General features: G+C 66.9%; 17 protein-coding genes and 2 tRNA genes. 9 read left to right on the forward strand and 10 right to left on the reverse strand.

Features of this window, described 5'->3' with window-relative positions:
* Window position 1: 1 nt before the first annotated feature.
* Together A7X12_RS19760 and A7X12_RS19765 are read right to left on the reverse strand one after the other, a co-directional pair.
* Complete coding sequence (locus A7X12_RS19760) at window positions 2–403, reverse strand: DUF4112 domain-containing protein (protein ID WP_157105663.1); 402 nt, start codon at window positions 401–403, stop codon at window positions 2–4.
* 26 nt (window positions 404–429) lie between these two features.
* Window positions 430–1,890 carry an ABC transporter substrate-binding protein gene (locus A7X12_RS19765; RefSeq protein ID WP_064313222.1) on the reverse strand — a complete coding sequence of 487 codons (1,461 nt, stop codon included), beginning with the start codon at window positions 1,888–1,890 and terminating at the stop codon, window positions 430–432.
* Between the two features lie 101 nt (window positions 1,891–1,991).
* Between A7X12_RS19765 and A7X12_RS19770 the strand changes: the two genes are divergently transcribed.
* Window positions 1,992–2,495 carry an NUDIX domain-containing protein gene (locus tag A7X12_RS19770; protein ID WP_064313176.1) on the forward strand — a complete coding sequence of 168 codons (504 nt, stop codon included), beginning with the start codon at window positions 1,992–1,994 and terminating at the stop codon, window positions 2,493–2,495.
* A 12-nt stretch (window positions 2,496–2,507) separates the two neighbouring features.
* Here A7X12_RS19770 and A7X12_RS19775 read toward each other — a convergent pair.
* The 5 genes from A7X12_RS19775 to aroA all read right to left on the reverse strand — a co-directional run bounded on the left by A7X12_RS19775 (window position 2,508) and on the right by aroA (window position 7,209).
* Window positions 2,508–2,594, reverse strand: a tRNA-Leu gene (locus A7X12_RS19775).
* 47 nt (window positions 2,595–2,641) lie between these two features.
* Window positions 2,642–2,920 carry an integration host factor subunit beta gene (locus tag A7X12_RS19780; RefSeq protein WP_064313177.1) on the reverse strand — a complete coding sequence of 93 codons (279 nt, stop codon included), beginning with the start codon at window positions 2,918–2,920 and terminating at the stop codon, window positions 2,642–2,644.
* Window positions 2,921–3,104: 184 nt separating this feature from the next.
* Window positions 3,105–4,817, reverse strand: a complete 1,713-nt coding sequence (gene rpsA, locus A7X12_RS19785; RefSeq protein ID WP_064313223.1) for a 30S ribosomal protein S1 — start codon at window positions 4,815–4,817, stop codon at window positions 3,105–3,107.
* A gap of 378 nt (window positions 4,818–5,195) precedes the next feature.
* A complete protein-coding gene (gene cmk, locus A7X12_RS19790) occupies window positions 5,196–5,822 on the reverse strand; it encodes a (d)CMP kinase (protein ID WP_064313178.1) in 627 nt (208 codons plus the stop codon).
* 58 nt (window positions 5,823–5,880) lie between these two features.
* Window positions 5,881–7,209, reverse strand: coding sequence for a 3-phosphoshikimate 1-carboxyvinyltransferase (gene aroA, locus A7X12_RS19795; protein WP_064313179.1), 1,329 nt, complete (start codon window positions 7,207–7,209; stop codon window positions 5,881–5,883).
* A gap of 104 nt (window positions 7,210–7,313) precedes the next feature.
* Here aroA and A7X12_RS19800 point away from each other — a divergent pair, with 104 nt between their 5' ends.
* The 4 genes from A7X12_RS19800 (at window position 7,314) to A7X12_RS19815 (ending at window position 9,555) form a co-directional block, all read left to right on the forward strand.
* The gene (locus A7X12_RS19800) at window positions 7,314–7,640 is read left to right on the forward strand and encodes a TIGR02300 family protein (RefSeq protein ID WP_064313180.1); all 327 of its coding nucleotides are present in this window, start codon (window positions 7,314–7,316) and stop codon (window positions 7,638–7,640) included.
* Window positions 7,641–7,722: 82 nt separating this feature from the next.
* A tRNA-Ala gene (locus tag A7X12_RS19805) sits at window positions 7,723–7,798 on the forward strand.
* A gap of 380 nt (window positions 7,799–8,178) precedes the next feature.
* Window positions 8,179–9,009, forward strand: coding sequence for an alpha/beta fold hydrolase (locus A7X12_RS19810; protein ID WP_064313224.1), 831 nt, complete (start codon window positions 8,179–8,181; stop codon window positions 9,007–9,009).
* 129 nt (window positions 9,010–9,138) lie between these two features.
* Complete coding sequence (locus A7X12_RS19815; RefSeq protein ID WP_064313181.1) at window positions 9,139–9,555, forward strand: flagellar basal body rod protein FlgC; 417 nt, start codon at window positions 9,139–9,141, stop codon at window positions 9,553–9,555.
* 101 nt (window positions 9,556–9,656) lie between these two features.
* Here the strand turns inward: A7X12_RS19815 and A7X12_RS19820 are convergent, their stop codons facing one another.
* Window positions 9,657–10,082 (reverse strand): organic hydroperoxide resistance protein, encoded by a 426-nt coding sequence (locus A7X12_RS19820; RefSeq protein WP_064313182.1) that lies wholly within the window; start codon window positions 10,080–10,082, stop codon window positions 9,657–9,659.
* A 140-nt stretch (window positions 10,083–10,222) separates the two neighbouring features.
* Between A7X12_RS19820 and A7X12_RS19825 the strand changes: the two genes are divergently transcribed.
* The 3 genes from A7X12_RS19825 (at window position 10,223) to A7X12_RS19835 (ending at window position 14,184) form a co-directional block, all read left to right on the forward strand.
* Window positions 10,223–10,654 carry a MarR family winged helix-turn-helix transcriptional regulator gene (locus tag A7X12_RS19825; protein WP_064313183.1) on the forward strand — a complete coding sequence of 144 codons (432 nt, stop codon included), beginning with the start codon at window positions 10,223–10,225 and terminating at the stop codon, window positions 10,652–10,654.
* 87 nt (window positions 10,655–10,741) lie between these two features.
* Window positions 10,742–12,352, forward strand: a complete 1,611-nt coding sequence (locus A7X12_RS19830) for an NAD(P)/FAD-dependent oxidoreductase (RefSeq protein WP_064313184.1) — start codon at window positions 10,742–10,744, stop codon at window positions 12,350–12,352.
* Window positions 12,353–12,420: 68 nt separating this feature from the next.
* Complete coding sequence (locus tag A7X12_RS19835) at window positions 12,421–14,184, forward strand: putative bifunctional diguanylate cyclase/phosphodiesterase (protein ID WP_064313185.1); 1,764 nt, start codon at window positions 12,421–12,423, stop codon at window positions 14,182–14,184.
* Window positions 14,185–14,223: 39 nt separating this feature from the next.
* Here the strand turns inward: A7X12_RS19835 and A7X12_RS19840 are convergent, their stop codons facing one another.
* Window positions 14,224–16,002 carry an ABC transporter transmembrane domain-containing protein gene (locus tag A7X12_RS19840; protein WP_064313186.1) on the reverse strand — a complete coding sequence of 593 codons (1,779 nt, stop codon included), beginning with the start codon at window positions 16,000–16,002 and terminating at the stop codon, window positions 14,224–14,226.
* Window positions 16,003–16,157: 155 nt separating this feature from the next.
* Here A7X12_RS19840 and A7X12_RS19845 point away from each other — a divergent pair, with 155 nt between their 5' ends.
* The gene (locus tag A7X12_RS19845; protein WP_064313187.1) at window positions 16,158–17,390 is read left to right on the forward strand and encodes a polyhydroxyalkanoate depolymerase; all 1,233 of its coding nucleotides are present in this window, start codon (window positions 16,158–16,160) and stop codon (window positions 17,388–17,390) included.
* A gap of 134 nt (window positions 17,391–17,524) precedes the next feature.
* Here A7X12_RS19845 and putA read toward each other — a convergent pair whose 3' ends face one another.
* Entirely contained in the window at window positions 17,525–20,530 is a 3,006-nt protein-coding gene (gene putA / locus A7X12_RS19850) for a bifunctional proline dehydrogenase/L-glutamate gamma-semialdehyde dehydrogenase PutA (RefSeq protein WP_232318610.1), read from the reverse strand.
* Window positions 20,531–20,541: the final 11 nt, after the last annotated feature.

The following is a 20,541-nucleotide window of genomic DNA, read 5'->3' on the forward strand; positions in this document are numbered from 1 at the left end:
GTTAAAGGTCGATTACCCGGCTCGCGGGGTGATGCTTGTCGAGATAGCGTTTGATCAGCCGCAGGTTTCGGGTGTTCGAGCGGAAGAAGAAGTCCGGCACCGCGCCGACAAAGGGGATCATCCCCAGCGCCCAGTCGACGCCGATATTCCCGGCCATGCGCGCGATGGTCCGCTTGGGCATGCCCAGATTGCGTGCCTCCCACGCCATGTATGCGCCCATGGCTGCCGCCACGCTGGGGCCGATCGCGGGCACGAAATCCAGCAGCACGTCCAAGCCGACCTTCCGCTTGGTGCCGGGAATGGTCATCATCCCCTCCAGCAGATGCTCCATCGCCTCGATCCGCTGGCGAACCGCCGCGGCATCGGTGCCGATCGGCAGCCGCTGCGCGAACCCTTCTTGCATTCGTGTTGCCCGTGCCATCCCTGACCTCATTGCTTGCGCAGATGGTTCAACGGGTGCCAGGCGCGCGCGTTCCCCTGCCAGTTGACCAGCCGCAGCGCGACGATCGACCAGCGTAGCGGCCGGGCGATCGGGATGAACGCGACATCGCTGGCGAGCATCGCATCGGCCTCTGCGATACGGTGGGTGCGATTGTAGAGATCGGGCGCATCGCGCGCCGCAGCGATCAGCGTAGCAGCATCGTCCGAGCAGGCGCGGCACGCATTGGCCAGATACCAACGGCCGCTATCATAGGGTGCGACGGCGTCCACCAGGGTCAGCTCCGCCCGTGCGTCGTTCAACGCCACCCGGTGTGGCGTGATGCCGATGCCGATCATCGCCGATGCGAGATGCCCCCACAGCAATGTCGCCCCGGGACCGGTCGGCAGCGCGATGGTGAGATCCACCGGCCCGCGATGCACCGCCTGCCATTCCCGCACGCGTTGGGCCGCCAAGGCGCGTCGCAGGTCCGGGGCGACGGTCATCCAGCTGCCGGGGGCGGGGGGCGCGGCGGAATCGAACTGCGCCGGCAGGACGGTTTCCGCAGGTGTCCAGTCCGGCGCGATGGCCGAGGTGAGGGCGGTGCGATCGATGGCCATCGCCACAGCGGCGCGGTTCTGCGGTGTCGACAGGAACCCGTCGCGCTTGAGGATCGCCAGCCCGAACAGGCCGATCGCCGAGTCGACCCGAACATTCTCGGGTGCAATGCCGGCCGCCGCAATGATGGGCCAATCGACCAGCGACCCGCCGAGGACGAGATCCGAGCCGCGCGCCCGGAATCGCGCGATGGCGACTGCGGCCCCTTCCCCGCGCAGGCGCACATAATCCTGCGGCGCGGGCGGTGTGCGGGTGTCGCTTGGGGTCTCTTCGATGGGACGGAGCAGCAGGCCCTCCCGCTTGCCGGGCACGATCCGGAAGGGGCCGGACCCTGCGAAGCCGCGCGGACGGAACACCGCCATCTCGGGCTGGGCGAACAGATTGAGCAGATCGGGCCGTGGGCTCTTCAGCCGCACCTCGATGACCTGGGGGGTCATTTCCACGATCTCGTCGATGACCGCGAGATAGGGGGCGAGGCGGCTCTGGCTGCCGGCGGCCACGGCGCGCCGCAGCACCTTCACGATCTCTCCGGCGGTGACCGGCTGCCCATCCGGCCACGTCGCTTCGCCCAAGCGGAAGATATAGCTCCGGGCATCGTCGAACACGTTCCAGCGCTCGGCCAGCGCAGGTTCGATCTGGCCGTTCCGATCGAACCGCACCAGTCCCTGCGCCGTCGCAGCCAAGGCCACCGCCTGGGCCTCATCGATAGCGACGGTGCTGGGATCGACGAGCAGCTTTTCGCTGCCGATCGCGCTGACCACCACCGGGGTGTTGTCCTTGCGCTGCCCTTGGGGGCCCCCGCACGCGGTGGCGGCGAGCATCAGAGCGATCACGGACAGGCGCAGGCGTGGCATCAGCAGGTCCCAGGCGACAAGGGGCAAGCTCTATGGGAGTGCGCCGCCGCTGCCAACCCCGACGGGTTTCGCGCGACGCCCGCCAAGCCTATCAGCATGCCATGGCGCTTCCCCGTTTTCGTTCGCACCCCGTCGCCGCAGTATCGCTTGCGTTGGCGCTGCGGGCATATCTGGCAGCGCGAACGGCCGGCTGGTTCTTGACTCGGCCGCGCACGCGCGGCGTGCGGGCGATTGCCGTTACTTCATCGGGGCAGGTCGTGCTGGTGCGCCACAGCTATATCGAAGGCTGGCATCTGCCGGGCGGTGGGCAGGGCCGGGACGAAGCTGCCGAGGCAGCGGCCTTGCGCGAACTGCGCGAGGAAATCGGCATGGTGTCGCATGGCCCGGCACGCGCGCTGGGCACGCTGCAGCATCGTCCGAACTTTCGTCGCGACACGGTGACGCTCGTTCTGGTCGAGCAGGTCGCGTTCGCCTTCCGGCCGTCGCTCGAAATCATCGAGGCGCGGGCATTCGATCTCGACGCGCTGCCGCCAGGAGTCACCAAAGGGACCGGCAGACGTCTCGCCGAATGGCGATCAAGGCAGCCGGTCCCCGATACATGGTGAAGGCGGCAAAAATGGTGCGGACGGCGGGACTCGAACCCGCACGCCCCGAGGGGCAGAAGATTTTAAGTCTCCGGCGTCTACCGGTTCCGCCACGTCCGCGTGGGCGGCAGGCAAGAGGCTGCCGCACGCCGCGTGTCAAGCGCGCATCACATATTAAGGCGAACGCGCATCTCCTTGCCGGGCTTGAAATAGGGCACGCGCTTGGCGTCGACCTCCACGGACTCCCCCGTCCGCGGGTTTCGGCCCAAGCGTGCGTCGCGCGCGCGGGTCGAGAATGCCCCGAAACCGCGCAGTTCCACGCGACCATCTTCACTCAGCCGGCCGACAATCTCATCGAAGAAGATCGAAACGATCTTTTCGACTTCCCGAACCGATAGGCCGGGATTTTCCTGTACCAGCAATTGAACCAACTCAGACCGGATCATCCGGGCCCCTCCCTTGGCGAACGCGCCCCACTTTGGCCGCGAAACGGCTATCCCCAAGGAAACCTTAGCGCTTTTTGCCAATCTGCATCAACCAGAAGATGTGGTTGATGCTGTCCTAAAATCAAAAAAGAAGGGCCCGGGAACCGCTCTCGCGGCGCCCGGGCCCCTTCTTTGGTCGTTCTTATCAGTTGTTCTGGCTGCGGGCCTTGAGCGCCTCGCCCAGAATGTCGCCCAGCGACGCGCCCGAGTCGGACGAGCCATACTGCTGCACGGCCTGCTTCTCTTCGGCGATCTGCATCGCCTTGACCGAGAAGGTCGGCTTCTTCGAACGATCGAAGCCGGTCACCATCGCATCGAACTTCTGGCCGACCTGGAAACGCTCCGGACGCTGCTCGTCGCGGTCGCGGCCGAGATCGGTGCGCTTGATGAAGCCGGTCGCGCCATCGTCGCCAACCTGCACTTCGAGGCCCGCGTCGCGGACTTCGAGGACAGTGACGGTGACGACTGCGTTCTTGCCGAGGCGATCCGCACCACCGGTCGAACCGGCAGCGGCGACGCCGCCACGCTCGAGCTGCTTCATGCCGAGCGAGATGCGCTCCTTGTCGGCTTCGACGGCGAGGACGACGGCCTTCACCATCTCGCCCTTGCGGTGCAGGGCCAGCGCGTCTTCACCCGAGATGCCCCAGGCGATGTCGGACATGTGGACCATGCCGTCGACGTCGTTGTCCAGGCCGATGAACAGGCCGAACTCGGTAGCGTTCTTGACTTCGCCCTCGACGGTCGAACCGACCGGGTGCTCTTCGGCGAAACGCTCCCACGGATTCTGCTGGGCCTGCTTGAGGCCGAGCGAGATGCGGCGCTTTTCCTGATCGACCTCGAGGACGACCACATCGACTTCCTGCGAGGTCGACACGATCTTGCCCGGGTGGACGTTCTTCTTGGTCCAGCTCATTTCCGAGACGTGGACCAGGCCTTCGATGCCCGGCTCCAGCTCGACGAACGCGCCATACTCGGTGATGTTGGTGACGCGGCCCGAGAGCTTCGCGCCGACCGGGTACTTCACGCTCGCGCCATCCCACGGATCGCTCTCGAGCTGCTTCATGCCCAGCGAGATACGCTGCGTGTCACGGTTGATGCGGATGATCTGAACGCGGACGGTGTCGCCGATGTTCAGGACTTCCGACGGGTGGTTGACGCGCTTGTAGCTGAGGTCGGTGACGTGCAGCAGGCCGTCGATGCCGCCCAGGTCGACGAACGCACCGTAATCGGTGATGTTCTTGACGACGCCGTCGATCACCTGGCCCTCGGCGAGGCTCTGGATCAGGCCCGAGCGCTGCTCGGCGCGGGTTTCCTCGAGCACCGCGCGACGCGACACGACGATGTTGCCGCGCTTGCGGTCCATCTTGAGGATCTGGAAGGGCTGGGCGATGTCCATCAGCGGGGTGACGTCGCGCACCGGACGGATGTCGACCTGGCTGCCCGGCAGGAAGGCCACGGCGCCGTTGAGGTCGACGGTGAAGCCGCCCTTGACGCGGCCGAAGATGACGCCTTCGACGCGGGTGTTCTGGGCGAATTCCGCTTCCAGCTTGTCCCAGGCGGCTTCGCGGCGGGCGCGGTCGCGGCTGAGCATCGCTTCGCCGTTCGCGTTCTCGACGCGGTCGACATAGACTTCGACTTCGTCGCCGACCTTGAGGTCCGCCTTCTGGCCGGGGGCTGCGAATTCGCGCAGCGGCACGCGGCCTTCGGACTTGAGACCCACGTCGATGACGGCGAGGTCGTTCTCGATGCCGGTGACGGTGCCGATCACGACGCGGCCTTCGAAGCCGTCCGCCTGACCGAAGGTTTCGTCGAGCAGTGCCGCGAAATCGTCGCGGGATGGGGTTGCCGTAGTGGCCATAAAAAAGAGGTTCCTAACGTTCGTTTTTCCGGCCAGCCGGTTGGGTCCGGCGGTCTTGAGGGCCAGAATCGCCGCGGCGGCCGAATGCCGGTCGCGACATCCTTTGCGCGGGTTCCAGTGGAGGACGAGCAAGTCGCGCCGAAACGCGAAAAGGGCGCATGGAAGCACGGCTTCCAGCGCCATCCCCCACGAGCACCCGCCCGCAGGATGCGCGCGCCTTACTGCGAACGGGGCGCGAAAGCAAGGTTTTCGGGGTGGGGCTCCTACTGAGCCCCTCGTCCTGGGAGGAGGGGTCGGGGGTGGAGGGGGTTTCGGAACGACTGCTGGTCTCGGTGAGATCCCGCCCCGCCCCCAACCCCTCTCCTGCAGGGGCGGGGCTTAGGCGGTCGCCCGCTTCTTCTCGACGATCTCGATCGCGCGCTGCACGGCCGCGTCGATCGACAAAAAGCTTGTGTCCAGCGTCACGGCGTCATCGGCCTGGGTGAGCGGGGCCTCGCTGCGCTTCGAGTCGCGCTCATCGCGCGCGCGGATGTCGGCCAGCACCTTGTCGAGGCTGACATTGATGCCGTTCTTGCGCAGCTCCAAATGCCGGCGCTGGGCACGGATCATCGGCGTCGCCTTGACGAACAGCTTCACGTCCGCGTCGGGCGCGATCACCGTGCCGATGTCGCGGCCGTCGAGCAGCGCGCCGCCGGGTTGCTGCGCGAACCGCTTCTGGCGCGCAAGCAGCGCGGCACGGACCAGCGGATGCGCCGACACGATCGACGCCGTCTGGCCGATCTCGTCGCTGCGCAGCGACGGATCGTGCAACAGCGAATCGTCGAAGCCGCAAGCGGCGACGGCATCGGCTTCCCGGGTTGGATCCAGCCCTTCGCGCAGTACCGTTGCGGCTACGGCACGATAGAGCAGGCCGGTGTCAAGATGCGGCAAGTTGTAATGGCGGGCGAGGGCGCGCGCGATGGTGCCCTTGCCCGAAGCTGCCGGGCCGTCGACTGCGATGATCATGCGGTCCACTCGCCAGCATCGCGCGGGACGTCAAGCGATTTGCCGTCAGTTCGTAGCATTAGTCGGTGGTCAGTGCGTCCAGCGTCGGAAAGAAATTCGGGTAGCTGGTCGCCACCGGCGCGACGTCGTCGATCGCGATCGGCTGTTCCGCGGCGAGCGCGGCGACCGTCATGCTCATCGCGATGCGGTGATCGAGCTTGGTCGCGACCGATCCCCCGCCGGCGAGCGGCTTGCCGCCGGAACCCTGGATGGCGAGGCCGTCCTCGAATTCCTCGGTTGCCACGCCGCACGCTTCCAGTGCGGTGCGCATCGTGGCGATCCGGTCCGATTCCTTGACGCGCAGCTCGTGGGCGCCGCGCGCGACGGTGCGGCCCTCGGCCAGCGAAGCCGCGACGAACAGCACGGGATATTCGTCGATCATGCTCGGTGCGAGAGCAGCGGGCACCTCGATCGCCTTCAAGGGCGCATGGCGGACGACGAGGTCGGCCACCGGCTCGCCGCCGACGGTGCGCGTGTTGGTCTCCGCGATGTCGGCGCCCATCAGGCGCAGCGCGGTGATCAGGCCGGTGCGCGTGGGGTTCATGCAGACATTGGCGATGGTGATGTCCGATCCCGGCACGATCGACGCGGCGACCATCCAGAAACCGGCGGAGGAGGGGTCGCCCGGTACGACGATATGCTGGGGCTTCAACTCGGCCTCGCCGGTGATCGAGATGACCTTGCCCTCGGGCGAGTCCTCGACGGTCAGCTCGGCACCGAAGCCGCGCAGCATCCGCTCGCTATGGTCGCGGGTGGGCACGGGCTCTATCACGCGGGTGATGCCCGGCGTGTTGAGGCCCGCGAGCAGTACCGCCGACTTCACCTGTGCCGAGGCGACGGGCAGGGTATATTCGATCGGCACCGCCGGGCACATGCCGCGGAGCATCAGCGGCAGGCGACCGCCGGGGCTGGCGGTGATCTCGGCGCCCATCTGGCTCAGCGGCTCGATCACGCGGCCCATCGGGCGGCTGGAGAGCGACGCGTCGCCGGTGAAGGTCGCGGTGATGCCGTGGCTGGCCACCAGTCCCATCAGCAAACGGGTGGAGGTGCCCGAATTGCCCATGTCGAGCGCCTGTCCGGGCTGTTGCAGCCCGCCGACCCCGACGCCGTGGACGCGCCAAACGCCGTCCTTGTCCCGCTCCACCCGGGCCCCCATCGCGCGCATCGCCGCTGCGGTGGCGAGCACGTCCTCACCCTCCAGCAGGCCTTCGATCCGGCTTTCGCCGACGGCAAGCGCGGAAAACATGATCGCACGGTGGCTGATCGACTTGTCGCCGGGGACGGTAACGGTGCCACGCAGCGGACCACGGGCGGCGAGGGTGAGAGGGCGGGGATCGGTGTTCGACATGGGCGCGGCTTTGACAGGCGGCTTGCAGCATGGCAAGGCGCGCCCCACTTTCCGGGATCACATCCCGAAATTTCCGAACACAGCGAAAGGCGAAGAGGCAACACATGGTGAAGCCGGAATGGGGCACCAAGCGCAGCTGCCCGAAGTGCGGTACGCGCTTCTATGATCTGACCAAGGACGAGCCGGTCACCTGCATCAACTGCGGTTTCGCCTGGGAGCCCGAGCCCATCCTGAAGTCGAAGCAACCGCTGCCGTTCGAGGCAGTGAAGGCCAATAGCGACAAGCCGGAAGCCGAGGATTCGGATCTGGTCGGTGATGACGATCTGGACATCGGTGCCGACGACGAGGAGCCCTCGCCGGACGACGACGTCGATCTCGGCGGCGACGACGACCTGGGCGTCGAGACCGGCAAGGACGAAGACGAGCAGTAAGTCTGAAAAATGTTGGCAAGCGCGAAAAAGGCGCTTGCCAACCCGGCAAGGCCCTTATAGAGGGGCCGCCTTCCCGGGGAATGGGGCCGTAGCTCAGCTGGGAGAGCGTCGCAATGGCATTGCGAAGGTCAGGGGTTCGATCCCCCTCGGCTCCACCATTTCCCCTCTTCATGACATCGTTGGTGGCAATCGGGCGTAGGGCGCTGCGGGGTTCTCCCCGCGCTGTCATGCGCTCTTTCTGCGTCTGTGCATGTGCCGCTCTCCTCCACCTGCGGGGTGGTTCCCCTATACCTCCGTTCGATTTCGCCGCCGAAACGCTGCTGCCATGACGAGCGCGGCCGATCGGGCGTGCGTGGCGCACTCTTGCTGGATCGGCGCGGATTCAAAAAGGAGCGCGGGGATGAACGGGTTCGGAGAAATGCTGGGCGTCACGCGCCGCGAGCTGCTCGAGGGCGCGCTGGCGATAGGTGCGGTGGCCGCAATCGCACCGGCAGCGCAGGCAATGGCCCAGGGCCATTCACATCATGGAGAAGAGAATATGGCTACCATCACGGTCAAGGACGGCACGACGATCTTCTACAAGGACTGGGGTCCCAAGACCGCCCAGCCGATCGTGTTCCACCATGGCTGGCCGCTCTCGGCGGATGACTGGGATGCCCAGATGCTGTATTTCCTGCAGCACGGCTATCGCGTGATCGCACATGACCGCCGCGGCCATGGCCGTTCGACCCAGACCGACACCGGCAACGACATGGCGACCTATGCGTCGGACGTGCTGGAGCTGGCCGAGGCGCTGGACCTGAAGAATGCCGTGCATATCGGCCACTCGACCGGCGGCGGCGAAGTCGCGGCCTATGTCGCACGTTCAAAGCCGGGCCGCGTCGCCAAGGCAGTGCTGGTCGGCGCGATCCCGCCGATCATGGTGAAGACCGCCAGCAACCCCGGCGGCCTGCCGATCGAGGTGTTCGACGGCTTCCGTGCCGCGCTCGCCGCCAACCGCGCGCAATTCTATCTCGATGTGCCGACCGGCCCGTTCTACGGCTTCAACCGTCCGGGCGCGAAGGTTTCGCAGGGCGTCATCCAGAATTGGTGGCGCCAGGGCATGATGGGTGGGTCCAAGGCGCAGTATGACTGCATCAAGGCCTTCTCGGAGACCGACCAGACCGAGGATCTGAAGAAGATCCAGGTGCCGGTGCTGTTCATGCACGGCGACGACGACCAGATCGTGCCGATCGCCGACTCGGCGATGCTGGGCGTGAAGCTGGTCAAGAATGGCGAGTTGAAGGTCTATAAGGGCTATCCGCACGGCATGCTGACCGTGCATGCGGACGTGCTGAACCCGGATCTGCTGGCGTTTATCCGCAAGTGATGCGGTGAAACGGGGCCGCACCTGCCGCAAGGACAGGTGCGGCCCCTTTTTTGGTATCTGCGCGGTTAGGCATGTTTGGCCACCGCTTGTTTACATCCCGATGCGAGACTGGCGCATCGGAGTAGCGCCATGATCGCCACCAACATTGCCCTTACCGGGGTTCAGGCCAGCGTCGCGCGCATCAATGTCAGCGCGCAGAACGTCGCCAATGCCAATACCACCGGCGAGACCGCCAAGGCGGTTACGGCGGCGAGCGCGATCGGCAAGACGGTCAACCACGCCTATCAGCCGATCGCCATCTACCAGGCCGCTGCGGCCGCAGGCGGCGTGAACGCCAAGCCCGTGCCGGCGGTGCCGGGCACGCAGATGCGCTACGATCCGGAATCGCAGGATGCCGACGCAGACGGGAACATCGAGGCGCCCGACGTCGACCTCGCGAGCGAGGATGTGGAACAGCGCAAGGCCCTGTTCTCGTTCCGCGCCAACCTTTCGGTACTCCGCACCCAGGACCAGATGATGGGCTCGCTGCTGGATACCCGAGTCTGACGCACACGAAAAAACCCTCTCCCAGACGGGAAGAGGGTCGCATCGTGCTCTAGAGCGAAGCGCCCCCGTCCTTCCTCGGGAAGGGCAGGGGCTCCTTGCGGTCAGGCCAGCGTCAGGCCGACATTCACATTGCCGCGGGTGGCGTTCGAATAGGGGCAGGTCTGGTGCGCGGCCTCGACCAGCTTCTGGGCCTCTTCGCGATCCATGCCCGGCAGGTCGATCAGCAGATCGGCGGTGATGCCGAAGCCGCCTTCCGAACGCGGGCCGATACCCACCGTTGCGGTGACCTTCACGTCGGCCGGAACCTTAATCTTCATGCCGGCGCCGACCGCCTTCAGCGCGCCGATGAAGCAGGCCGAATAGCCCGCCGCGAACAGCTGCTCCGGATTGGTGCCGTCGCCGCCGGCGCCGCCCAGCTCCTTCGGAGTCGACAGCTTCACTTCCAGCACGCCGTCTTCCGAACGAGCGCTGCCGTCACGGCCGCCGGTTGCAGTTGCCTTGGTGCTGTACTTCACATCGACCGACATCGGGTGTCTCCTTTGAAGATTGCGATAATCATTATCGCGATAACGAATAGATAGGCGAGGCTGCTCCCCTTGTCCAGAGGATTCGTTATCGCGATATATGATTTTGTCCCGTCGCTGTCGGCGGGCAGGAGTTTCCGCTTATGCCAGCCCCGCTTCCGCTCGACGGTCAGCTCTGCTTCTCGCTCTACAGTGCGAGCATGGCGATCACGCGCATCTACAAGCCGATCCTCGATCGGCTGGGCATCACCTATCCGCAATATCTGGTGCTTCATGCGCTATGGGAGAAGGACGGCCGTACCGTGGGTGCGATCGGCGAGCGCCTCGGGCTCGAGTCGAGCACGATCACTCCGCTGGTGAAGCGACTGGAGGCCGCCGGTCTGGTTGTACGCAAGCGCAACCCGGAGGACGAGCGCCAGGTCCAGGTGTTCCTGACCGAGCGGGGCAGCGCAATCCGCGAGGATTGCGGGTGCCTGGGCGAGGCCGTGGTCGACAAGACCGACCTGACGCTGGAGCGGCTGGCGCACCTCCATCGCGAAGCGCAGGCGTTGCGGGACTCGCTGGCGCGGGACTGATCGCTGCGCCAATCCCGGTTTGCCGCAGAGCGCCTTGCGGCTAAGGGAGGACGTTGACCCCCAAAATCTGCTGGAACCCGAGTTTCGATGCTGCGCCTGTCCGGACTTTCCCTGCCCCTCGACCATCCCGCCGACGCGCTCGCCCCGGCGATCGCGACGCGGCTGGGCGTGGCCCCGGCTGAGCTGCGCGGCTTCACCGTGTTCAAGCGCGGCAATGATGCCCGGCGGCGGAATGCCATCCTGCTGGTCTATACGGTCGATGTCGATCTCGCCGACGAGGCCGAGGTGCTGGCGCGGCTGGCCGGCGACAAGGATGTGCGGCCGACGCCGGACATGACCTATCGCGCGCCGTTCCATGCCCCCGAGGGGTGGCGCGGCCTGCGCCCGGTGGTGATCGGCGCAGGGCCGTGCGGCCTGTTCGCAGGGCTGATCCTGGCGCAGATGGGCTTCCGACCGATCATCGTCGACCGCGGCAAGATCGTGCGCGAGCGCACCAAGGATACCTGGGGCCTCTGGCGTCGCTCGGAGCTGAACCCGGAGTCCAATGTCCAGTTCGGCGAGGGCGGGGCAGGGACCTTTTCCGACGGCAAGCTCTATTGCCGGGTGAAGGATCCCCGTTTCCTGGGCCGCAAGGTGCTGGAGGAGTTCGTGAAGGCCGGCGCGCCCGACGACATTCTGTGGCAGGCGCACCCGCATATCGGCACCTTCCGCCTCGTCTCGATGGTGGAGAGCATGCGCCGCACCATCGAGGAGCTGGGCGGCGAATATCGCTGGCAGACCCGCGTCGAGGGCATCGAACTCGATGCGGAGCGCGGCATGCGCGGCCTGCACCTCCACGACGGCAGCTTCCTGGAGGCCGATCACGTCGTGCTGGCGGTCGGGCATAGCGCGCGGCCGACCTTCGAGATGCTCCACCGCCAGGGTGTCCATATCGAGGCCAAGCCCTTCTCGATCGGCGTGCGCATCGAGCATCCGCAGAGCTGGATCGACCAGGCACGCTTCGGCAACTGCGCCAAGCACCCGGATCTGGGCGCTGCTGCCTATGCATTGTCGCACCACTGCGCGAACGGCCGGACCGTCTACAGCTTCTGCATGTGCCCCGGCGGGCGGGTGGTGGCGGCGACCTCCGAAGAGGGCCGCGTCGTCACCAATGGCATGAGCCAATATTCGCGCGCCGAGTTCAACGCCAATTCCGGTCTCGTCGTCGCGATCGATCCGGCACGGGATTATCCCGAGGGACCGCTTGCGGGGATCGCGCTCCAGCGAAAGTGGGAAGATGCGGCGTATATCGCCGGGGGCTCCAACTATAACGCGCCGGGCCAGCTGGTCGGGGATCTCCTGGCCGGCCGCGCCTCTACCGCGCTGGGACAGGTCGTGCCCAGCTACAAGCCGGGCGTGACGCCGACCGACCTTTCCGCCTGCCTGCCGGATTTCGTGATCGAGGCATTCCGCGAGGCGCTGCCGGTGTTCGGCCGCCAGATCGCCCGCTACGATCATCCCGAAGCGGTGATGACCGGCGTGGAAACGCGCACTTCCTCCCCCATCCGCATCACGCGCGGCGGGGATTTCCACAGCCTCAACACGCCGCGCCTGTTCCCGGCCGGCGAGGGGGCGGGCTATGCCGGCGGCATTCTCTCGGCGGCGATTGACGGCATCAAGGTGGCCGAGGCTGTGGCCAAGAGCATCCTGGCCGACTAACCAAAGCGTTTGTCTTGTATACGAAATCCTGGCTGCTGCCTCTATAATGGGTAGCGAAGGGAACGTTTGTGCAGGATTACCGGGAAGCGGCGCGGCTCGATGCGCTGTATCAGTTGAAGCTGCTCGATACCCCCCCGAGCGAGCATTTCGACCGCATCACGCGCATGGCGGCGCAGATCTTCGGCCTGCCGATCGCGGCGGTGTCGCTGACCGACAGGGACCGGCAATGGTTCAAGTCACGCGTCGGCGTGGCGCACGACAGCATCCCGCGCGACAAGGCGCCCTGCGCGAAAGTCGCGGAGGCGCGCGAGCTGGTGGTGATCGAGGATTTCGCCACCCATCCCTGCTATGCCGACAGTCTGCTCGCGGGACATGGCACGCGCTTCTACGCGGGCGCGCCGTTGGTAACCAAGGATGGCTATGGGCTCGGCGCGCTTTGCGTGCTGGGCACCGAGCCGCGTGTTGCCGCACCCGAGGAGCTGGCGGCGCTGGCCGACCTTGCCGCGATGGTGATGGAGCAGATCGAGTTACAGCATGCCTTTGGCCGAATCGATCCGATCAGCGGGCTTCCGACGCGCGCGCAGTTCCGCGACGATCTCGTCGACCTCGCGCTCGACTGCCCGGGGCAGGCGCGCATCGCGGTGGTGGCCGATCTCGCGCGCGACGACCAGATCGCCAAGATTGTCGGCGCGATGGGCGCGGCCCGGCTCGACGAGATGGTGCGGGAGGCAGCGCATGCCATTCAGAACATCCTGGGGCCGAATCGGACCGCCTATCATGTCGGCACCACCCAATTCGCCTTCCTGTCGCCCCCAGACGCGGAGGTAATGGCCTATACCGCTTTGCTCGAACGCGGCTTTGAAGTGATCCGGGCAAACTCGAGCGTTCGTTTCGTCACCAGCGTGGCCATCGGTGTGCGTCCGTTCCGGCTGGGCGCGGTGCCGGCCGAGGACGTATTGCGCGGCGCCGCCAGCGCGGCGCAGGACGCGCGCCGCACCGACGGCGCGATCGCGCTCTACTCGGAGGCGCGGGACCATGCGATGCGGCGCCATTACGACTTGCTGCAGGACTTCGGCGCGGCGCTGGAAGCGGGCGACCAGCTGCGGCTGGTCTATCAGCCCCGTATCGACCTTGCCACCGGGTGCTGCCTGGGGGCGGAGACGCTGCTGCGCTGGCGCCATCCCGAGCTTGGGGAAGTATCGCCGGCCGAGTTCATCCCGATCATCGAACAGACCGCGCTGGCCCGCCCGACGACGCACTGGGTGCTGGAGCATGCGCTCGATCAGCTCGCCGCCTGGCAGGCGGCGGGGCTCGACATGACGCTGTCGGTCAACATCTCCGCCGCCAATCTGATGGAAGCGGACCTGATCCAGCGCATCCAGCTGGCGTTGATGACGCGCCAGTTGCGGCCCTCGCAACTGGAGATCGAGCTCACCGAAAGCGCGATGATGGCGCAGCCGGAAAAGGCGCTGGCGATGCTGCGTGAGCTGGCCGAGGCCGGGGTTGCGCTGGCGATCGACGATTTCGGCACCGGGCACAGCAGCCTGGCCTATCTGCAGCAGGTACCCGCGCACGTCGTGAAGATCGACCAGGCGTTCGTGCGCGGCCTCAGTGCGCCCTGGGGCGCCGATTACGTGTTGGTCGAAACGATGGTGGGCCTGCTCCACAAGCTCGGCCGCCGCGTCGTAGCCGAGGGCGTGGAGACCGAGGACGCCGCCACGATCCTCGCCGGCATGGGCTGCGAGGAAGCGCAGGGATACTGGTTCGCTCGGCCGCTGGAAGTGGCCGCCTTCGCCGATTGGATCGACGCGCGCAGGGCGCTGGCGGCCTGAGCGGTTCCTACCCCCGTTGCGGCGGAGGAAATGCCTGGTTTAAGCGGCTTCGGCGAACTGCAGCGCCGCGAGCCGCGCGTAGAGCCCGCCCTGCGCCACGAGCTCGGCATGGGTGCCGGTCTCGACGATCCGACCCGAATCCATCACGATGATCCGGGCGGCAGCGCGTACGGTGGCGAGGCGGTGGGCGATCACCAGCGTGGTTCGGCCCTGCATCAGCCGCTCCAGTGCGTCCTGCACCAGCTTCTCGCTTTCCGCATCGAGCGCGCTGGTCGCCTCGTCGAGCAGCAGAATGGGGGCGTCGCGAAGCAGCGCACGGGCGATGGCGAGCCGCTGGCGCTGCCCGCCGGAGAGACGCGCACCGCCTTCCCCGAGGAAGGTATCGAGCCCCTCGGGCAGCGCGCGCAGGAATTCGGCGGCGTTGGAGGCTTCGGCGGCCGCCCAGATCGCCTCGTCGCTCGCATCCCAGGCGCCATAGCGGAGATTATCGCGGGCACTGGCGGCGAAGATCACCGTTTCCTGCGGCACCATCGCCATGCGGGCCCGCACGTCCCCCGGATCTGCCTTGGGAATGGCGACGCCGTCGACGCGGATCTCACCGCTCTCGGGATCGTAGAAGCGCTGGAGAAGCTGGAACAGCGTGGACTTGCCTGCCCCCGAAGGGCCGACCACCGCCACCGTCTCGCCAGGTGCGACGAACAGCGAGAAGTCCTGTAGTGCCGAGACTTCGGGGCGGGTGGGGTAGCGGAAGGTCACCGCGTCGAACGCGATCGCTCCCTCCGCCGGGCTGGGCAGGGAAACGGGATTGGCGGGCGCGGCGATGTCCGGCTCCTGCTGGAGCAATTCGGCGAGTCGGCTGGCGGCGCCCGAGGCGCGCAGCAGGTCGCCATACACTTCGGTCAGCGCACCGAACGAGCCGACCACGAGGCCGGCGGTGATGACGAAGGCGGTAATCGCGCCGCCGCTGATCTGCCCGGCGGCAACGCCCGACACGGCATCCCACATGATCAGCGTGATCGCAGTGAAGAGCAGGCCGATCACGAGCGCGGTCATCACCGCGCGCAGCGCGAAGCGCTTCTGCGCGGCGGCGAAGCTGCGCACGACGGCGTCATGGAAGCGCTGGCCCTCGCGCCGTTCCTGCCCGAAGGCCTGGACGATTCGCATCGCCCCCAGCGTTTCGGAGGCGATTGCGCCGATATCGGCGATTCGGTCCTGGCTGGTGCGCGAATATTGCCGAACACGACCGCCCAGCCACACGATCGGCAGGATCGTGAGCGGCATGCCGACAAGCAGATAGGCCGCGATTTTCGGCGCGAGCACGAACAGATAGATCACGCCCCCCACGCCGGTGAGGAAATTGCGCAGCGCGATCGACACCGTGGAGCCCACCACCTGCTCGACAAGCGCCGTGTCCGAGGTGAGTCGCGAGGCGATCTCGGACGGGCGATTTTCCTCGAACCATTTCGGCGGCAGGCGCAGCAGATTACGGTGCACTGCAACGCGCAGATCCGCCACCGTCCGCTCGGCCACCCAGGAGATGAAAAAGAATCGGACCGCCGTCGCAATCGACAGCACCAGGATCACCGCAAGAAGCCCCTGGAAATACACGCCGATCTTGCTCGTATCGGCACCCGCGGAGAAGCCGTTGTCGACGATCTGCTTGAACGTCCGCGGAATCCACAGGGTCGCGGCGGAGGAGGTGAGGAGTGCGATCGTTGCCACTGCAATTTGCAGAGGATAGCAACGGGTGAACTGCCAGATAACGAGGAGGCTGCTGAGCTTGCGGCGCGGCGCAGGCGGCGGGGTCGTGTCGGCCATGACGAAAGCGCGTAGCGCGGTTCGCAGAGCAGGGGAACCACCTGCCTTCGTCTCGGTTCCGCATTGCTACGACGTTGCGGCGCACAAGGCGGACGTCTATATGCATGGCAAGACAAACCCCCGCTGCAGGGATCGGGGCACGGGGAAGGACATTTATGCTGTACGACGCGTACGAGATTCAGCGTTCCATGCTCGCCGGCGCTAGTGCCCTGGCCAATTTCAGCGCGGGCCTGCTCAACAATCCGGCCAACCCTTTCGCCTATTTTGGCGGCGGCCCGGTGATGGCCTCGGCGCTGGAGGTGTTCGCGCATGCGTCCGCTCCGCGCGGCAAGCCGGATTTCGCCCTCGATTTTACCGAGATCGACGGCCGTCAGGTGGCGGTGCATGAGGAGATCGTGCTGCGCAAGCCGTTCGGTCAGCTCAAGCGCTTCGTGCGCGAGGGCGTGGACGGCGGACCGAAGCTGCTCATCGTGGCGCCGATGTCCGGCCACTATGCTACGCTGCTGCGCGGCACGGTGCAGCGGATGCTGCCGGTGGCGGACGTCTACATCAGCGACTGGCGCGACGCCAAGCTGGTGCCGACCAGCGAAGGCCGCTTCGACCTCGACGACTATGTCGATTACGTGATCGATTTCCTGGCGCATATCGGCGCCGAGGGCGCGCCGCGCCCGCACATGCTGGCGGTGTGCCAGCCCTCGGTCCCCTGCTATGCCGCCGCGGCGGTGATGAGCGCGGACAACCACCCGAACCGTCCGGCGACGCTGACCATGATGGGTGGCCCGATCGATACCCGCGAGGCACCCACCGCGGTCAACACGCTGGCGACCGAGCGGCCGTACAGCTGGTTCGAGCACAATGTCATCGCCACCGTGCCGATGACCTATGCGGGCGCGGGGCGGAAGGTCTATCCGGGCTTCTTGCAGCTTGCCGGCTTCATGACGATGAACCTCGGCAACCACCTCATCTCGCACTGGGAGATGTTCAAGCATCTCGTCCAGGGCGATGACGAGAGCGCCGATGCGACGATGAAGTTCTACGAGGAGTATCGCTCGGTCTGCGACATGACCGCCGAATTCTACCTTCAGACGATCGCCGTGGTGTTCCAGACGCATGCGCTGCCCAAGGGCGAGATGCTGCATCGCGGCCGCAAGGTGGATCCGGGCGCGATCAAGGACATCGGCATCCTCGCGATCGAGGGCGAGCGCGACGATATCTCGGGCATCGGCCAGACCAAGGCGGCGCTGACCATCGCGACCAACCTGCCGGAATCGCACAAGCAATATCATCTGGCCGAAGGCGTCGGCCATTACGGCATCTTCAACGGCTCGAAGTGGCGCAACCGCATCGCGCCGGTCGTCGAGCAGTGGATGGCCACGCACGCCGGGTGATACCGCGCTAGAGTGTAGCTTTCAGGTCACCCTCACCCTCACCCTTCCGGCGCTTCGCGCCTTCTTCCCTCTCCCAATGGGAGAGGGAAGGGGCCCGTCGCCGAAGGCGGCGGGAAGGGTGAGGGTGAACCCCCTCAAATCCCGCCTTCGTCCAGGCTGAGCAGCGTCGCGTTGCCGCCCGCGCTGGTGGTATCCACCGACACCGCCCGCTCCGCGCAGAAGCGGTGCAGATAGTGCGGCCCGCCCGCCTTGGGGCCGGTGCCCGACAGGCCCTCGCCGCCGAAGGGCTGGGAGCCCACCACCGCGCCGATCATCGAGCGGTTGATGTAAAGATTGCCCACCCGCGCGTCCGCCTCGACCAGCTCGGCCGAGCGGGCGATGCGGCTGTGCAGGCCCATCGTCAGGCCGAAGCCCTTGGCGTTGACCCGCGCCACCGTCTCGGCGAGCTGGCCTGCCTTCCAGGTGGCGACGTGGAGGATCGGGCCGAACCACTCGCGGGTCAGATCTTCCGGGCGATCGATGCGGATCATCGTCGGTGGCACGAACAGGCCGGTGGCGGGTACCGGCACGGTCTTGATCCACTGGGCCTTGGCGCTGTCGCGATAGGCCATCAGCTTGTCGTACGCCGCCTGGTCGATCACCGGGCCGATATCGGTGCGCGGATCGGCGGGGTCGCCGAGGATCAGCAGCTCCATCGCGCCGCGCAGCATCTCGATCACGCCTTCGGCGATCTCCTCCTGCAGCAGCAGCAGGCGCAGCGCCGAGCAGCGCTGGCCCGCCGAGCGGAAGGCCGAGGTGAGCACGTCGGCTACCACCTGTTCGGGCAGCGCGGTCGAATCGACGATCATCGCGTTGATGCCGCCGGTCTCGGCGATCAGCGGCACCAGCGGGCGATCCTCGCCTTCGAGGAGCGCTGCGGCGATCTTCTTGGCGGTCGGCGTCGAGCCGGTGAAGGCAACCCCGGCGATGCGCGGGTCCGAGGTGAGCGCGGCGCCCACATCAGGGCCGCCGGTCACCAGCACCAGCGCATCCTCGGGCACACCCGCCTGATGGGCGAGGCGCACGGCGGCGCGGGCGATTTCGGGGGTCTGCGGCGCGGGCTTGGCGACCACCGCGTTACCGGCGACCAGCGCGGCTGCGGTCTGGCCGAGGAAGATCGCCAGCGGGAAGTTCCACGGCGCGATCGTCGCCCACACGCCGCGGCCTTCCATGCGCAGCTCGTTGCGCTCGCCCGTCGGCCCGGGGAGGGTGATCGGGGCGAGGCCGGTGCGGGCCTGTAGCGCATAGTAGCGGCAGAAATCGGCCGCCTCGCGGACCTCGCCGAGCGCGTCGGGGATGGTCTTGAAGGCTTCCTTCACGGCCAGCGCCATTAGCTCGATGCGGTTTTCCTCGAGCAGGTCGGCGAGGCGTTCGAGGATCGCGGCGCGGGTGGCAAGGGGCGTGGCGGCCCAGCCGGGGAAGGCAGCCGCGGCGCGGTCGATGGCGGACCTTACAAGCCCCTCCCCTTCAGGGGAGGGGTTGGGGGTGGGGACTGCACTGGGAGCGAGTCCTGCGCTTGAGGTTACAGGCCCCACCCCAACCCCTCCCCTGAAGGGGAGGGGCTTAGAAGCAATCGCCATCGCCGTTTCGGCCAGGATCGTCCGCTCGGCGAGATCGATCCCGCCGCTGTTCTTCCACGCGCTGAACAGCTCGACGGGCAGCGGAATGCTCGGGTGCCGCGTGCCACCGACCGCCGCGATCTTCTCCACCGGATCGGCGAGCAGCTCGGCCTCGCTCAGCTGCTCGTCGGCAAGCTGATGGACGAAGCTGGAGTTCGCGCCGTTCTCGAGCAGGCGGCGGACCAGATAGGCCAGCAGGTCGCGATGCCCGCCCACCGGCGCGTAGATGCGGCAGTGATAGCCCTGTTCGTTGACCAGGCGCTCGTACAGGCCTTCGCCCATGCCGTGGAGGCGCTGGAACTCGAAGTCGCGGCTGTCGCCAGCCCAGTCGAGAATGGTAGCGACGGTCAGCGCGTTGTGGCTGGCGAAGGCGGGCGCGATGTTCCGGGCCGCGAGCATGTCGCGCGCGCAGGCGAGGTACGACACGTCGGTCGCCGCCTTGCGGGTGAACAGGGGGTAATCGGACAGGCCTTCCACCTGGGTGCGCTTGATCTCGCTGTCCCAATAGGCGCCCTTGACCAGGCGGACATGCATCGGCCGGCCGAGATCGTCGGCCCAGCCGATCACCGCGCGGGCGCGCTTGCCATAGGCCTGCACCGCCATGCCGAAGCCGTTCCAGCCCTTCAGCTCCGGCCGGCGCGCGACCGAGCCGATGATGTCGAGGCTCATCTCCAGCCGCTCGCTCTCCTCGGCGTCGACGGTGAGGGGGATGCCCTGCGCCGCCGATTCCGAGGCGAGCTGCGCCAGCATGTCGGTCAGCTCCGGCACGCAGCGATCATATTGCGCGACTTCGTAGCGGGGGTGGAGCGCGGAGAGCTTCACCGAGATCGAATGACCGGCCTTGGGATCGCGGCCCACCGCGCGGATCGCCTCGAAATAGGCCTGGAAATAGCGCTCGGCATCGGCCTTGGTGCGCGCCGCCTCGCCCAGCATGTCGAAGCTCGCGGTGAAGCCCTTGTTCTCGGGCTTCTTCATCCGCTTCATCGCCTCGTCGATGGTGCGGCCCATCACGAAGACTTCGCCCATCCGCTTCATCGCGGCGCCCACCGCCTGGCGGACGAACGGCTCGCCGGCGCGCGAGATCAGGCGGCGGAGCGCCCCCGTCTTCTCGTCACCGACCAGCGCGCGGCCCAGCATCAGGCCCCAGGTCGCCGAATTGACCAGCACCGAGTTCGACTTGCCCGAATGCGCCTTCCAGTCCGCATCGCCGATCTTGTCGGCGATCAGCAGGTCGGCGGTCTCGGGGTCGGGCACGCGCAGGAATGCCTCGGCGAGGCTGAGCAGCGCCACGCCCTCGGACGAGTTCAGGCGGTATTCCTGGAGGAACTGGTTCACCCAGCCGCGGGTCTGCGCCGCGCGCAAATCCGCCAGCAGCGCAAGGGCATGATCCATCACCCGCTCGCGCGAATCGGGGGTGAGTCGTGCCCGCTCCAGAAGCGGTTTTAGAACATCGGGTTCGGCCGCACGGTGCAGCTTGGCCATCGTTTCGCGGT

The organism is Sphingomonas sp. TDK1, assembly GCF_001650735.1.
In the GTDB taxonomy this organism is placed as follows: Bacteria; Pseudomonadota; Alphaproteobacteria; order Sphingomonadales; family Sphingomonadaceae; genus Sphingomonas.